We start from the raw sequence: 14,904 nt of genomic DNA, 5'->3' as shown, positions 1-14,904 counted from the left end.
GCCTCGGTGAAGGCGCTCAACGGCCGCGCCTGGAAGTGCGGCGCCCACTCCTCGACCGGTGGCGTGATGCCGAACTCCGCGGCGAGCCGGAACCCGAAGCGCGAGTAGTAATCCGGACTCCCCAGCAGCACCACCAGCGGCTCGTCCAGCGCGTCGGCGGCCCCCAGCACCGCGTGCACCAAGGCCTTCCCGACCCCCGCCCGCTGGTGCGACGGCAGCACGCTCAACGGCCCCAACCCCAGCGCCGGAGCACCGTCCACAGTGGCCCGCGTGCACACCACGTGCCCCACGACGGCGTCACCCGCCACCGCTACCAGCGACAGCGCCGGGATCCACCCCGCGTCGGCCCGCAGCCGGTCGACCAGCTCGTGCTCCCCGCCGGGACGCGCGGCGAACGCCGCCTCGGTCACCGATCGGATGGCGTCCACGTCACCGGGCACTTCGCGTCGAATCAGCACGGGACCCACCCTAGGTACCGCCCGCCGGAGCACCACCGAATATCCGAACGGCGGATGTGAGTAAGATTCACCTTCCCTACGCTGGCCCGCATGAGGCTGATCGCCCTGCTCCTGGCGGCGCTGCTGGTCCCGGTTCCCACGGCGGGAGCGGCCCAGGACGACACCGCCGTCCACGTCCAGGCGGGCGCGTTCCGCGACGACCGGGGCCGCGAGGTCACCCTCCGCGGCTTCAGCGTCTCCGGCACCGCGAAGCTCGCCGAGAACCGCGGCCTGCCGTTCGCGACCACGGCCGACGCGCGGAGGTCGGCCAGGGCCATGAAGGAGATGACCGGCGCGAACTCGGCCCGGTTCCTGGTCACCTGGGCCTGGGTCGAACCGGAGCCCGGTCGGATCGACCACGCCTACCTCGACCGCGTCACCGAGCAGGTCAGCGCGTTCACCGACGAGGGGATCCTGGTCTACCTGGACTTCCACCAGGACCTCTACTCGCGGTACCTCTTCAACCCCGACAGCTGGTACACCGGCGACGGCGCGCCCGCGTGGGTCGTGCGGGCGGGCGGCTACCCGCGCGAGTCGTGCGGCCTGTGCGTGCACTGGGGCCAGAACATGAAGAGCAACCGGGCCGTCACCGACGCCACGTACGACTTCTGGCACAACCGCGAGATCACCACGGCCGCGGGCCCGGTCCGGATCCGCGACGCCTTCCTCCGCCAGGCGGGGGAGACCCTGCGGCACCTCAGGGCGAACCTGTCCGCGAGCGCGTTCCGGCTGCTGCTCGGCGTCGACCCGATCAACGAGCCCTACGCGGGCCGCTACGACGCCGGCCAGTCGAGCACCGACTGGGAACGCGACCTGCTGTGGCCGTTCTACCAGCGGTTCCGGGCGGTGATGGACGCCGAGGGCTGGGCGGGCAAGGCCGCCTTCGTGGAACCGCTGGTGTTCTGGAACCAGAACGTCGAGTCCTTCGCCGAACCGGGCGGCTTCCCGGCGGTCCAGCACCTCGGCGACCGCTACGCGTTCAACTCCCACTTCTACGACGGCAGGGCGCAGTCCGGAATCCTCAAGCCCGGCAAGGCGAAGGACGGCGAGTACTCGGCGGACTTCCGCCGGATCGCCGACCGGGCCACTGCCCTCGGCACGACGTCGATCGTCTCGGAGTTCGGCCACCCGGTCGCCGGCTACACCTCCGACAAGACGCCGACGATCCTGAAGGCGATCTACCAGTCGCTCGACTCCCGCCTCTCCGGTGCGGACTGGTGGGCCCGCCCCGCCGACTCCGGTCCGGCGCTGTCGGGCAGCCAGTGGCACTGGGACGTCAACCACGGCAGGCACCGCGAGTTGATGAACGACAACCCGAACAAGGTCAAGACCGACGGCGACGCCATGAACGACGAGCACTTCTCCGCCGTGCGGCTGGACGACGCGGGCACCCCGCTGCTCACCGTCGACAGCAGGTTGGTCGACCGGCTCTACCCGCTCGCGGTCGCGGGCGACACCGTCGCGTTCACCTACGAGGACCTGGCCAGGGACGGCTCGACCACGCCGGTCTGGAACCGGGTCCCGGCGACCATGCCCGCCGTGCGGGCCCTGGTCGGCGGCGGCCGGTACGGCGTCCTGGTGTGGCGTTCGACGGGCAGTGCCCCGACCGAGCTGCACCTGCCGCGGACGTTCACGACGACCACCGTGGTGACCGACGCCGACGCGACGACGACGGGGGACCGGCTGCTGCTCACCGCGTCCGACGGCCTGCGCTTCGCGCTGGTCGCGAACACCCCGGCGTCACCCGAGCAGCGCGCCGCGGCCGCGGCCGAGCTTCGCGACTGGGTCGGCCGCACGAACCCCTGACGGCAGTTCCGCACCGCGCAGGAAGCTCAGCAGCACCGAGCGGAACGCCCGCGCCGCACCCGTCGGCGCGACGTCCGTGCGGTGCGCCAGCGCGATGGTCCGCCTGATGCCCGGCGCCGCCAGCGGGGTGCCGTGCAGCAGGGGCCGGGTGGCCAGCACCATGCTCGGCACCAGCGCGACGCCCAGCCCGGCCTCGACGAACCGCAGCACCGCGTCCATCTCGCCGCCCTCCACCGAGAACCGCGGCTCGAACCCGGCCGCGCGGCAGGCGGCGACGGTGGTCTCCCGCAGGTCGTAGCCCTCGCGGAACATCACCACCGGCTCGTCCCTCAGGTCGCTCAACCGCACCCGGTCGCGGCCCAGCGGCCGGGCGGAGGCGACCACCAGTTCCTCCGACAGCACCGGCACGGCGGTGAGCGACAGCCCCGGCGACGCGATGACCAGCGCCAGGTCCAGCGCGCCCGCGGTCAGGTCCCGCTCCAGGTCGCGCGACCCGGACTCGGTCACCAGCAGCCGGATCCCCGGATAGGCGTCGTGGTAGCGCTTCAGCACGTCCGCGAACAGGCTGGCGCACAGGCTCGGCGGCGCGCCGACCCGCACCCGGCCGCTGCGCAGCCCGACCAGCTCGGCCACCTCAAGGTGCGCGGTGTCCACATCGGACAGGATCCGCAGCGCGATCGGCAGCAGCGCCTCACCGGCGGGCGTCAGCGCCACGTTCCCGCGCGCCCGGCTGAACAGCTCGGCCCCCAGCTCCTTCTCCAGCGCCTGGATCTGCTTGCTCAGTGAGGGCTGCGCCACACGGGACTCCTCCGCGGCGCGGGTGAAGTGCCGCGTCCTGGCCACGGCCAGGAAGTACGCGAGCTGCTGGAGCGTCATAGCCCAAGGCTATCGAACCGAGGCTTTCGATGTATTGGACGACTCGTCAAAACCGCGCCTACCGTCGCTGACGTGCACACACTCCGCCTGTACCGGTCGACGGTCGGCAAGAAGGCCGTGATGGCCGTGACCGGCGTCGGGATGCTGCTGTTCGTCGTCGGGCACATGATCGGCAACCTGACGGTGTTCTCCGGACCGGCCGCCATCGACGGCTACGCCCGCTGGCTGCGCGAGATCGGCGTCGTCTGGCCGCTGCGCTTCGGGCTCCTGCTCTGCGTCGGCGCGCACATGGTCGCGGCGGTCCAACTCGCCCGCCGCGCCCGGAGGGCCCGCCCGCGGGGGTACGAGCACGGCCGCCGCCCGCAGAGCTACGCGGCGCGCACGATGCGCTGGGGCGGCGTGATCATCACCCTCTTCGTCGTCTACCACCTGCTCGACCTCACGGCGGGCGTCGCGAACCCCCACGGCGTCCAGGGCGAGGTCTACGACAACCTCGTCGCCGACTTCCAGCTCTGGTACGTCGTCCTGGCGTACGCGGTCGCCGTCCTGGCGCTGGGCCTGCACATCCGCCACGGCGCGTGGAGCGCGTTGCAGAGCCTCGGCGTCACGGCCCCGCGCGGCATCGCGCTCGTCATCGCCTGCGCGATCTGCGCCGGCTACCTGTCCGTCCCCGCGGCAATCGTCCTCGGAGTGGTGAAGTGATGTACACCGAAGGCACCCCCATCGCCGACACCAGGGCTCCCGGCGGCCCCGTCGAGAACCGCTGGGAGCAGCGCAGGCTGTCCGCCCGGCTGGTCAACCCGGCCAACAAGCGCAAGCTGTCCGTGATCGTCGTCGGCACCGGGCTGGCCGGTGCGTCGGCCGCCGCGTCGCTCGGCGAACTCGGCTACCGCGTCACGTCGTTCTGCTACCAGGACAGCCCGCGCCGGGCCCACAGCATCGCCGCGCAGGGCGGCATCAACGCGGCCAAGAACTACCGCAACGACGGCGACAGCGTGCGGCGGCTGTTCCAGGACACGGTGAAGGGCGGCGACTTCCGGTCGCGCGAGTCGAACGTGCACCGGCTGGCCGAGCTGAGCGTGCGGATCATCGACCAGTGCGTCGCGCAGGGCGTGCCGTTCGCCCGCGAGTACGGCGGACTGCTGGACACCCGGTCGTTCGGCGGCGCGCAGGTGTCCCGGACGTTCTACGCGCGCGGCCAGACCGGCCAGCAGCTCCTGCTGGGGGCCTACCAGGCGATGGCGAGGCAGATCGCCGCCGGGACCGTGACCTCGTTCCCCCGCACGGAGATGCTCGACCTGGTGGTGCACGAGGGCCGCGCCCGCGGCGTGGTCGTCCGGGACCTGGTCACCGGCGAGGTGTCCGCGCACACCGCCGACGCCGTCGTGCTCGCGACCGGCGGCTACGGCAACGTGTTCCACCTGTCCACCAACGCCAAGGGTTGCAACACCACCGCGATCTGGCGGGCCCACCGCCGCGGCGCGCTGTTCGCGAACCCCTGCTTCACCCAGATCCACCCGACGTGCATCCCGATCTCCGGCGACCACCAGTCGAAGCTGACGCTGATGAGCGAGTCGCTGCGCAACGACGGCCGGGTGTGGGTGCCGGTGGAGCGGGACGACCCCCGCCCGCCCAACGACATCCCGGAGGCCGAGCGCGACTACTACCTGGAGCGGATGTACCCGAGCTTCGGCAACCTGGTGCCGCGCGACATCGCCTCGCGGGCCGCCAAGAACATCTCCGACGAACGCCGGGGCGTCTACCTGGACTTCGCCGACGCCATCGCGCGACTCGGCCGGGACACCGTGGAAGCCCGCTACGGCAACCTGTTCGAGATGTACCAGCGGATCACCGGCGAGGACCCGTACACCGCGCCGATGCGGATCTACCCGGCCGTGCACTACACGATGGGCGGCCTGTGGGTCGACTACGACCTGCGCAGCACCATCCCCGGCCTGTTCGTCGTCGGCGAGGCCAACTTCTCCGACCACGGCGCGAACCGGCTCGGCGCGAGCGCGCTGATGCAGGGCCTCGCGGACGGCTACTTCGTGCTGCCCAACACGATCGGCGACTACCTGGCCGACGGCCCGTTCGGCCCGTGCACGCCCGACGTGAGCGAGGTCGAGGACCGCGTGGCCGCGCTGCTCGCCGTCCAGGGGGACCGCACCGCCGAGTCGTTCCACCGCGAGCTGGGCAGGCTCATGTGGGACGAGTGCGGCATGGAGCGCGACGAGGCTGGCCTGCGCAAGGCGCTGGAACGGATCCCGGAGCTGCGCGCGGAGTTCTGGCGGCGGGTCAAGGTCCCCGGCACCGGGGAAGCCCTCAACCAGGAGCTGGAGAAGGCCGGACGGGTGGCCGACTTCCTCGAACTGGCCGAGCTGATGTGCGTGGACGCGCTGCACCGCACCGAGTCGTGCGGCGGCCACTTCCGGTCCGAGAGCCAGACCCCGGAGGGCGAGGCGCTGCGCGACGACGAGGCGTTCGCCTACGTGGCCGCGTGGGAGTACACCGGCGGCGAACCCGTGCTGCACAAGGAACAACTGACCTTCGAGCACGTGCGCCCCAGCACGAGGAGCTACAAGTGAAGCTGACCCTGCGGATCTGGCGGCAGTCCGGCCCGACCGGCGCGCTCGTCACCTACCCGGTGGACGACCTGTCGCCCGACATGTCGTTCCTGGAGATGCTGGACGTCCTCAACGAGTCGCTGGTGGTGCGCGGCGAGGAACCCGTCGCGTTCGACCACGACTGCCGCGAGGGCATCTGCGGCATGTGCGGGCTGATGATCAACGGCGTCGCGCACGGCCCGGAGAAGGCCACGACCGCGTGCCAGCTCCACCTCCGGCACTTCTCCGACGGCGACACGATCACCGTGGAACCGTGGCGCGCCAAGCCGTTCCCGGTGCTGCGCGACCTGGTCGTGGACCGCTCAGCCCTGGACCGGATCGTGGAGTCCGGCGGCTACATCAGCGTCCCCACGGGCAGCGCGCCCGACGCCCACGCCACCCCGGTCCCGAAGGAGGCCGCCGACACGGCGTTCACCTCCGCCGCGTGCATCGGCTGCGGCGCCTGCGTGGCCGCCTGCCCGAACGGCTCGGCGATGCTGTTCACGGCCGCCAAGGCCACCCACCTCGGCGCGCTCCCGCAGGGCCAGCCCGAACGCTGGAGCCGCGCGCAGGACATGGTCCAGACCCACGACGACCTGGGCTTCGGCGGCTGCACCAACGCGGGCGAGTGCACCCCGGCGTGCCCGAAGGGCATCCCGCTGACCACGATCGCGCAGCTCAACCGCGACCTGCTGCGTTCCCACCTCCGGTGACGGGCGCACGGGGTTCAATGGGGGCATGAGCTGGTTCCGCCGACGCCGTCCCGAGCCGTTGCCCCCGGTCCACCTGCCGAGCCCCCACGAGGCCGCGGTGGCGTTCTGGCGGGGCTGGTTCGACCTGCTGCCGACGGTCAGCGCGGCCATCGGCGACGGCGAGCCGCACCGGGTCGAGAACGAGCTGTGCGAGCTGGTCGCCGCCGTCCACCCCGACCTGCACTTCTCCCTGGAACGCGGCCACCGGGCGATCTACGCGCTGGTCGTGAGCGGCCAGGAGGACCCGCGGCTGCGCCCGTACACCGACGCGTGGATCGAGGCCGCGCCGCCGGAGGACATGATCTGGGAGTACCACGACTCGGTCCCGCCGGTGCCCGACCCGACCGGGGTCACGGTGAACCTCGCGGGCCACCACCTCCGCCTCGGCGACTTCCGGATCGTCGCGCAGGTGACCGACGGCGCGGTCGACGTGGCCGTCTACCACCCGGAGCTGGCCGAGCTGGAGGAGGAGGCCCGCAGGGCGATGACGTTCCTCCCCCTGGACGTCACGCTCGGTGAGCGCCTGGCGGGGGAGTGGCTCGGACGGGTGGAAACGGCCGCGCAGGAGCCGTCGGACACCATCGACCTCCTGGAACTGCGGGAACTCGTCCGCTCACTGGCCCGTGTGGACGAACCGCCCCTCCCGGAGTCGTAGCCCGGAATTGTCGGACCCCCTCGTTACGCTCCACCCGTGACCAGCAACGAGGATCTCAACCCCACCTCAGCGACCGCCGAGGGCGTCGAGGACGTGCCCACCGAGTCGCGTGAGCGCCACGCCGCCCTGGCGGAGGAACTGCTGGGCCACCAGTTCCGCTACTACGTGCTCGACTCGCCGACGGTGACCGACGGCGAGTTCGACGCGCTGCTCAAGGAGCTGGAGGCCCTGGAGGCGGCGCACCCGTCCCTGGTCACCCCCGAGTCGCCGTCGCAGCGCGTCGGCGGCACGTTCTCCACCGAGTTCACCGCGGTCGACCACCTCGAACGCATGCTCAGCCTCGACAACGTGTTCGACCTGGAGGAGCTGCGCGGCTGGTTCGAGCGCATCGAGAAGGCGTTCAGCGGCGAGACGCACTACCTGTGCGAGCTGAAGATCGACGGGCTCGCCATCAACCTGCTCTACCGCGACGGCAGGCTCGTGCGGGCCCTGACCAGGGGCGACGGCCGCACCGGTGAGGACGTCACGCTGAACGTCCGCACGATGGCCTGCGTGCCGCAGCGGCTGACGGGCACCGCCGAGTACCCCGTGCCCGCGCTGGTCGAGGTGCGCGGCGAGGTGTTCATGCCCGTCGAGGGCTTCACGGAGCTGAACGCGAAGCTGGTCGAGGCGGGCAAACCGCCGTACGCGAACCCCCGCAACACCGCGGCGGGCTCGTTGCGGCAGAAGGACCCCAAGATCACCGCGAGCAGGCCGCTGGGGCTGATCTGCCACGGCATCGGCAAGCGCGAGGGCTTCGAGCCCAGCAGGCAGTCCGAGTCGTACGAGGCGCTCAGGGCGTGGGGCCTGCCCGTGTCGACGCACACCGTGGTCCTCGACTCGTTCGAGGAGGTCGCCAAGCACGTCGAGCACTGGGGCACCCACCGCCACGACGCCGAGCACGAGATCGACGGCATCGTCATCAAGGTCGACGAGGTCTCGCTCCAGCGCCGCCTCGGCACCACCTCCCGCGCCCCGAGGTGGGCCATCGCCTTCAAGTACCCGCCGGAGGAGGCGACCACCACGCTGCTGGACATCCAGGTGCAGGTGGGCCGCACCGGCCGCGTCACCCCGTACGCCGTGATGGAGCCGGTGAAGGTGGCGGGCTCGACGGTCGCCAGGGCCACCCTCCACAACGCCAGCGAGGTCGAGCGCAAGGGCGTCTGGATCGGCGACCGCATCGTCATCCGCAAGGCGGGCGACGTCATCCCCGAGGTGCTGGGCCCGGTCATCGACGTCCGCCCGCCCGACGCTCACCCGTTCGTGATGCCCCTGGCGTGCCCCGAGTGCGGCTGGCAGTTGCGCCCCATGAAGGAGGGCGACGTCGACATCCGCTGCCCCAACGCCCAGGCGTGCCCCGGCCAGCTCCGCGAGCGCCTGGCGTACCTGGGCAGCCGTTCGGCCCTGGACATCGAGGTGCTGGGCTACGAGGCGGCCGTCGCCCTCGCCGATTCGGACGCCTACGGCGACGAGGGCGACCTCTTCACCCTGGACGCGGACAAGCTGCTGGAGGTGGACCTGTTCCGCACCATGCAGGGCACCCTCAACGCCAACGCGCAGAAGCTGCTCGACAACCTGGAGACCGCCAAGCAGCGTCCACTGTGGAGAATCATCGTCTCCCTCTCGATCCGCCACGTGGGCCCGACGGCGTCCCGCGCCCTGGCCAGGGAGTTCGGCTCCATCGAGCGCATGACCACCGCGTCCGAGGACGAGTTGGCGTCCGCCGAGGGCGTCGGCCCGACCATCGCCCTGGCCGTCCGCGAGTGGGCGGAAACCGAGTGGCGCCAGGAGGTCGTCCGCAAGTGGCGGGCCGCTGGCGTCCGCATGGAGGAGGCCAGGGACACCAGCGTCCCCCGCAACCTGGAGGGCTTGTCCATCGTCGTCACCGGTTCCCTGGAGTCCTTCTCCAGGGACGAGGCGAAGGAGGCCATCCTCTCCAGGGGCGGCAAGGCAGCGGGCGCGGTCTCGAAGAAGACGGCGTTCGTCGTGGTCGGCGACGCCCCCGGCTCCAAGTACGACAAGGCCGTCCAGCTCAAGGTCCCGGTGCTGGACGAGAACGGCTTCCGCACCCTCCTCGCCGAGGGCCCGGCGGCGGCCACCGAACAGGCCACCATCGGTGCGGAGGCTGAGGATGAGTGACGTCACCGTCCGCCAGGCCACCCCGGACGAGTGGGAGGCGGTGGCCCGCATCACCGTCGCCGCCTACCTGGCGGACAACCACATCGACTCCCACACCGGCGGCTACGCGGACCAGTTGGCCAACGCCGCCGCCCGTGCCAGGGAAGCCGAACTCCTGGTGGCCGTCGCCGACAACGAGGTCGTGGGCACGGTGACCGTGGTCCAGCCCAACAGCCCGTGGTCAGAGATCTCCCGCGAGGGCGAACTGGAATTCCGCATGCTCGCGGTGGCCCCGGAAGCCAGGGGCAGGGGCATCGGCGAACTCCTCGTGCGAGCGGTGCTGGCCAAGGCCAAGGAACAGGGCGCCCACCACCTGGTGCTCAGCAGCTCAGAACACATGAAACCAGCCCACCGCCTCTACACCCGCCAGGGCTTCACCCGCCTACCAGCCCGCGACTGGCAACCACGCCCAGACCTGACCATCCACGCCTTCATCCTCGAACTCTGACGAGGACGAGACGCCACCTCCGGTGAGGTGGTGGGAGGGCGAGAGGCCGGGCCGGCGGGGTGGGGTCGGGAAAGGCTGGGCTGGCGGGGTGGAGTCGGAAGGGCTGGGGGCGAATTCCGGGCAGGCCGGGGCAGCTGAGCGAGGCGACCTTCAGACCAGCCCAACCCGGACCAACCCAGGTCGGCCCAACCCAATCCGGACCAGGCCAACCCGGCCCAACCTGGATCAGCCCAACTCGAACCGGCCAATCCGGACCAACTCGGACCGGCCCGGACCAAACCAACCCAGGTCAATCCAAACCAACCCAGGTCGGCCCAACCTGGCCAGGTTGGCCGAACCTGGGTTGGCTCAGCCTCCAACCAATCTGGGCCGAACCAACCTGATCGGCGGCGCGAAGTGTGATCGCCTCACCGCCCATCAGTGTCTTGACCAGCAAAAGCAAGGACGCTGCCCTGAACCGTGGCCGATTTTACTCGGAGGATTTGACCCTTACCCTCGTTGATCGGGCAGGTTGCTACCACCTGCCCTTTAGCCCGATCAAAGGGTCAAATCGAGGGGTCCCCGAGTCAAATCGGCCACACCACAACGGCAGCCGCGCCTACCGCGCACCCCCACCCGCACCAGCCCCGCCCGTAGATCAATCAGTCCCCAATCTCCTTGCGGGGACACAACATCCCCCCTCTCTAAGATCCCCACGTGATCTGCTTCGAGACTGATCAGCTGACCGGTCTGCACCGCTTCGCCTACCTCCCCGGCGAGGACCTCCCCCTGGACGACCCCTGGCCAGGTCTCTTCGACGAGTGGACCGACAACGGCGTCCTCCTGAACCGCACCCCGATGACCGAGTACGCCGTCAACAACGTCAACTGCGAGGAGGTGGCGGTCTACCTGGGCCTCCTCTGGCGCCTCACCGAAGGCGGCAACAGGTTCGCCATCCCCGCCTACTACCGGGACGAGGCGACGCGGCTCACCGGGCAGGACCCGGCCTTCGTCGACTGGGAGTACAACGTCGAGGCGACCGCTCCCGACGTGGTGGCCAGGGACCAGGGCTTCGTCCCGGCCAGGGCGTGCGTCCCCTTCCGCCCGGAACCCACCCCGTGGCAACTGGAGCACGCCGCGCGGGCCGGCCTGTTCGCCCTCACCTCGCCCACCGACCTGATCGCCATGCTCCGCGCCACCATCGGCGACGCGACGGCGGAGGTCACGGTCTTCGCCGTCCAGGACCACGAACGACTGCTGGCGGGCCTGCGAAGCCCCGACAGACCCAGCCTGGCCGACCTGCTCCAGCCGGGTGACGTCTTCGCCGACCTGACGATCGGCGTGGACGAGCCCTACTCCGACTCCCTCATCGTCGTGGCCCACGAGGACCTGACCCCGAGGGTCACCGAGGTCGTCCTGCACGCCGAACGCCGGATCGCCGAGTACGAGCCGGCGGGACTAGCGGACATGTCCGCGTTCCTCGACGCCATGGGCAGGCTCAGCGGGTTCGCCTGAGTCGTAGATCAGCTCGTACAGCGACCGGTCGCGCCCCGCCTGGTGGTAGAGCAGCTCCACCAGCCGCTCGTGGTCCAGCGTCCGCAGGTGCGACCTCAGCTCCACGTCCTCGGCGTCGGCGGGAGGCACCTCGTGCCCGCGGTCCAGCAGCACCAACCCGACCGCCACGAGGTGCTTGCAGAAGAACCCCTGCTCCCCGTACGGGCACGAGCACTCGCCCGCCAGCTGCCCGTCCCGCCAGGCCAGCTCCACCGAGTACGAATCGGCCCCGTCGACCCGCGCCGCGACGTGCCTGCGCAGCACCCGCAGTTCGACCACCGAGTCGCGGTAGCCCAGTCCGCGCCAGAACGACTTGGCGCCCGCTTTGTGCTGAAGCATCTCGGTGGTGAGCGTCGGCATGATCGTATTCAACTACGAGCTGACATTTCACCCACAAGGATGGTGTTCCTAACCCGTCACCGACCGGCGGGGGAGCACCGGTCGGTGACGGCGGGAAGAACACCGGCCGGCGACGGCGGGAGAGCACCGGTCGGTGACAGCGGGGGAGCACCGGTCGATGACAGCGGGAGAGCACCGCCGGCGACGGCGGAGAGCACCGACCGGTGACGCGGACCGCGCCTCAGCCGGAGTTCTTCTCCAGGTCCAGCAACGTCACCGCTGCCCGGAAGTACTTGTTCGTGCCCAGGTCCCGCACCGTCTTGATGTTGAACGCCGCCTTCAACTTCTCCGCGTCGCCCTCGCTGACCCCGGACAGCGCCGCCACCGGCGCGTCGAGGATGTCGGTGAGCGGCAGGTTCTCGTACGCCTTGTCCAGCAGCGAGTCGAGGTTGACCGAAACAGCCATGATCGCGTCCTCCTGGTACCCGAAGGGGATCGTGCGCGCCGATTGTCACCGCCCCGCGCCGAACCCGCAGCGCGTGATGACGCGAGGGCCGCCCTGCGGCCTGGTGACCGGGAACCGCCTGTGGTTACGTGGATCGCGTGCTGCAAGCCTGCCTGAACGGCGCTCGCCCGCTCGGAAGCCACCCGGCCCTGCCGGTCTCACCGGCCCAACTCGCGGCGGACGCCGCGAAGGTCGCGGAGCTGGGTGTCACGGCGCTGCACCTGCACCCTCGCGACCTGGTCGGGCTGGAGGTCCTCGCCGGGCCGGAGGTGGCGACGACGGTGTCCGTGGTCCGCGCCGCCGTTCCCGGCGTGGAGATCGGGGTGGCCACGGGAGCGTGGATCCGGCCCGACCCGGTCCGGCGGGCCGAGCTGGTGGCGGGCTGGGCGGGGCTGGCGGCGGGGCGGCCGGACGTCGCCTCGGTCACCGTGCACGAGGACGGCTGGTCGGAGGTGTGCGCCGCGCTGCACCAGGCCGGGATCGGGATCGAACTGGGCGTCTTCCACGGGGAGGCCGCGCGGGCGCTGGCCGCCGCGGGCCCGCCGCCCGGCACCAGGCGGGTCTCGGCCGGGGTCCGTCCGGGACCCGACCCGATCCCACGAGCCGAGGCGCTGCTGAGCGTCCTGGAACCGCTGGGCCTACCGGTGCTGCTGCACGGCGAGGACGACACGGCCTGGCCCGTCCTCGGCCACGCGGGCCGCCTGGAACTCGACACCCGCATCGGCCTGGAGGACACCCTCCACCTGCCCGACGGGACCCCGGCCAGGGACAACGCGGCCCTGGTCACCCTCGCCCGCCGCACCCTCCGCAACCTGGGCGTTCGCTGACGAGATCCGACGCCCCCACGGGCCAGGGCGCCCGACGTCCTCCGCAAACCGGCACCGGCTACCGCGACGAGACCGCCCAGCCACCCGCCACCGAGCCACGACCACCCCGCCACCGAGCCACGACCACCCCGCCACGCGACACCCGCCACCGCGGCACGACCGCTCCGCCACCCGTCTACCGAGCCACGAGCGTCTGCCACCCCCTACCGCGACGAGACCGCTCCGCCGCCCGCTCCCGCGACGAGACCGCCCCGCCACCGCTACCGAGCCGAGACCGCCCCGCCACCCGCTACCGAGCCGAGATCGGTTCCTGCAACTCCGTCACCCACTGGCCGCGGTCGTCGGGGCACTCCAGGTACAGCTCCCGCGAGTACCCCGTGGACCGGTACCCGTGGTCGTCGATCCACCGCCCCAGAGCCTGCCCCGTCGGCATCACGTCGTCCATCGAGCCGCGGTGCACGATCGTCGCCGCCCGCTCCAACCCCGGCAGGTCGACCACCTCGAAGTCCCCGGCACCGGGAGCGCACGAGACGGTGACCCCGGCGTGCACCACGACCCCGTCGGGCGCGTCCTCGTAGTACGCGACGCTCGGCCCGCTCGGCACGACCCCCGCGGCCCCCAGCCTGCGGTGCAGCTCCCGGTACAGCGGCTGGATCACCGGCCCGACGTCCTCCGGGCCGAAGCTCGCCGCCAGACCGCTCAGTTCGGCCAGCCGGACGGCCGGAACGCTCTTCACCACCACGTCGTCGGAAGGCATGAGCCCCTCCCTCTCGATAGTCCGGAGCCTCGCCTCGACCCCCACCAGCCTGGCCTGGTCCGCGACGATCGACGCCGCCAGCTCGGCCTGCCGCAACCGGAGCATCCCGCGCAGCGCCTCGACGCCGACCTTCTCGTCGAGGATCTCCCCGACCTGGACGAGCGTGAACCCGAGGTCCTTGAGCGCGATGATCCGGTTGAGCCTGGCGAGCTGCGAACCCTCGTACGTGCGGTAGCCGGTGAACCGGTCGACGTGCGCGGGCGTGAGCAGGCCCGTCTCGTCGTAGTGGCGGAGCATGCGCACCGACACACGACCGTGCTTGGCGAAGTCCCCGATGCTGAACACAACACCCCCGAGTCAACGGCCTCACACGGTGTCAGGGTCAATCCGGCAGCACGACCGCCACGATCCCGGCGAGGTGGGCGAGCCGCGCGACCTCGGCGGCGCGGAACATCGGACCGCCGGGACGGCCGACGAGCAGCACGCGGTCCGGCTTGCCCAGCGGCGTGGCGGCCAGTTCGGTGCCCAGCTCCTGCCACGTCTCGGGGACCCAGTCCTCCTCGCCGTCGAGCACGGTCGCGCGCTGGAGCGGGAACCACGGCGGGTTCGTCATGCGGGTCTCCGGGGCCGCCGAGCTGGCGGTGATCCGGTGGACGCCCTTGGCGTCGTGGCCGAGCACGACCGCCCAGCCCGCACGGATGATCTTCGGGACGCCCTCGGTGAAGACGGCGAGGCCCTTCGCGGGCTCCTCGGCCACCTCCTCCACCAGCTCCAGCTCGCGGTGCGTGTCCAGCACGCCCGCGTACGGGCGCACCGCGTCGACCTCGACACCCTCGATGGACTCGGCCGCGGTGATGAGCACGTCGGGGAGGCGGCCGGAGGGCAGTTCGACCACGAGGTCGTCGATCGCCACACCGCCGCCGCGTTCCACCACGTCCACGCTGAGGATGTCTGCCCCGATCTCGCCGAGCGCCGAAGCGACCGCGCCGAGCGTGCCGGGACGGTCCGGGAGTTGAACCCGGATCAGGAAGGACACGGTGAACGCCTCCATGCTCATGCGCGGGAGATGATCACCCGAGCGGTTTCGGT

The 14,904-nt window shown here is 71.3% G+C and carries 15 protein-coding genes; 9 read left to right on the top strand and 6 right to left on the bottom strand.

Annotated features, from left to right (window positions below; translation table 11 throughout):
• Positions 1-458: N-acetyltransferase (locus tag VFZ92_RS36535; RefSeq protein ID WP_330881575.1), on the bottom strand; the 458-nt coding region annotated here is incomplete at its 3' end.
• A gap of 90 nt (positions 459-548) precedes the next feature.
• On the opposite strand from VFZ92_RS36535, the gene VFZ92_RS36530 reads away from it, so the two are divergent.
• Positions 549-2,303 carry a cellulase family glycosylhydrolase gene (locus VFZ92_RS36530; protein ID WP_330881573.1) on the top strand — a complete coding sequence of 585 codons (1,755 nt, stop codon included), beginning with the start codon at positions 549-551 and terminating at the stop codon, positions 2,301-2,303.
• On the opposite strand, the gene VFZ92_RS36525 is transcribed toward VFZ92_RS36530, so the two are convergent.
• Positions 2,238-3,179, bottom strand: coding sequence for a LysR family transcriptional regulator (locus VFZ92_RS36525; protein ID WP_330881571.1), 942 nt, complete (start codon positions 3,177-3,179; stop codon positions 2,238-2,240). The two genes, VFZ92_RS36530 and VFZ92_RS36525, sit on opposite strands and share 66 nt — an antisense overlap.
• 72 nt (positions 3,180-3,251) lie before the next feature.
• On the opposite strand from VFZ92_RS36525, the gene VFZ92_RS36520 reads away from it, so the two are divergent.
• The 7 genes from VFZ92_RS36520 to VFZ92_RS36490 all read left to right on the top strand — a co-directional run bounded on the left by VFZ92_RS36520 (position 3,252) and on the right by VFZ92_RS36490 (position 11,348).
• Positions 3,252-3,881 (top strand): succinate dehydrogenase cytochrome b subunit, encoded by a 630-nt coding sequence (locus tag VFZ92_RS36520; RefSeq protein ID WP_330881569.1) that lies wholly within the window; start codon positions 3,252-3,254, stop codon positions 3,879-3,881.
• Positions 3,881-5,764, top strand: a complete 1,884-nt coding sequence (locus VFZ92_RS36515) for a fumarate reductase/succinate dehydrogenase flavoprotein subunit (RefSeq protein WP_330881567.1) — start codon at positions 3,881-3,883, stop codon at positions 5,762-5,764. The genes VFZ92_RS36520 and VFZ92_RS36515 overlap by 1 nt, the downstream gene beginning before the upstream one ends.
• Complete coding sequence (locus tag VFZ92_RS36510; RefSeq protein WP_330881565.1) at positions 5,761-6,495, top strand: succinate dehydrogenase/fumarate reductase iron-sulfur subunit; 735 nt, start codon at positions 5,761-5,763, stop codon at positions 6,493-6,495. The genes VFZ92_RS36515 and VFZ92_RS36510 overlap by 4 nt, the downstream gene beginning before the upstream one ends.
• Positions 6,496-6,520: 25 nt before the next feature.
• Complete coding sequence (locus VFZ92_RS36505; RefSeq protein ID WP_330881563.1) at positions 6,521-7,189, top strand: hypothetical protein; 669 nt, start codon at positions 6,521-6,523, stop codon at positions 7,187-7,189.
• A 36-nt stretch (positions 7,190-7,225) separates the two neighbouring features.
• Complete coding sequence (gene ligA, locus VFZ92_RS36500) at positions 7,226-9,367, top strand: NAD-dependent DNA ligase LigA (protein WP_330881561.1); 2,142 nt, start codon at positions 7,226-7,228, stop codon at positions 9,365-9,367.
• Positions 9,360-9,854: a GNAT family N-acetyltransferase gene (locus VFZ92_RS36495; RefSeq protein ID WP_330881559.1), complete on the top strand. Its 495-nt coding sequence runs from the start codon at positions 9,360-9,362 to the stop codon at positions 9,852-9,854. Before ligA ends, VFZ92_RS36495 begins: the two co-directional genes overlap by 8 nt.
• A gap of 696 nt (positions 9,855-10,550) precedes the next feature.
• Entirely contained in the window at positions 10,551-11,348 is a 798-nt protein-coding gene (locus VFZ92_RS36490) for a hypothetical protein (RefSeq protein ID WP_330881557.1), read from the top strand.
• On the opposite strand, the gene VFZ92_RS36485 is transcribed toward VFZ92_RS36490, so the two are convergent.
• Together VFZ92_RS36485 and VFZ92_RS36480 are read right to left on the bottom strand one after the other, a co-directional pair.
• A complete protein-coding gene (locus VFZ92_RS36485; protein ID WP_330881555.1) occupies positions 11,292-11,747 on the bottom strand; it encodes an SWIM zinc finger family protein in 456 nt (151 codons plus the stop codon). The two genes, VFZ92_RS36490 and VFZ92_RS36485, sit on opposite strands and share 57 nt — an antisense overlap.
• 220 nt (positions 11,748-11,967) lie before the next feature.
• On the bottom strand, positions 11,968-12,192 hold the full coding sequence (locus tag VFZ92_RS36480; protein ID WP_330881553.1) for a hypothetical protein: 225 nt from the start codon (positions 12,190-12,192) through the stop codon (positions 11,968-11,970).
• Positions 12,193-12,329: 137 nt separating this feature from the next.
• Between VFZ92_RS36480 and VFZ92_RS36475 the strand changes: the two genes are divergently transcribed.
• The gene (locus tag VFZ92_RS36475; protein WP_330881551.1) at positions 12,330-13,058 is read left to right on the top strand and encodes a 3-keto-5-aminohexanoate cleavage protein; all 729 of its coding nucleotides are present in this window, start codon (positions 12,330-12,332) and stop codon (positions 13,056-13,058) included.
• Positions 13,059-13,347: 289 nt separating this feature from the next.
• Here the strand turns inward: VFZ92_RS36475 and VFZ92_RS36470 are convergent, their stop codons facing one another.
• Together VFZ92_RS36470 and VFZ92_RS36465 are read right to left on the bottom strand one after the other, a co-directional pair.
• On the bottom strand, positions 13,348-14,160 hold the full coding sequence (locus tag VFZ92_RS36470; protein ID WP_330881549.1) for a MerR family transcriptional regulator: 813 nt from the start codon (positions 14,158-14,160) through the stop codon (positions 13,348-13,350).
• 37 nt (positions 14,161-14,197) lie between these two features.
• Positions 14,198-14,851: an ACT domain-containing protein gene (locus VFZ92_RS36465; protein ID WP_259625734.1), complete on the bottom strand. Its 654-nt coding sequence runs from the start codon at positions 14,849-14,851 to the stop codon at positions 14,198-14,200.
• Positions 14,852-14,904 lie beyond the last annotated feature (53 nt).

Origin of the sequence: Umezawaea sp., assembly GCF_036375055.1 — a bacterium.
Taxonomy (GTDB): domain Bacteria; phylum Actinomycetota; class Actinomycetes; order Mycobacteriales; family Pseudonocardiaceae; genus Umezawaea.
Note: the sequence above shows the minus strand (reverse complement) of the source record. Positions and strands in the feature narration are given on the sequence as shown.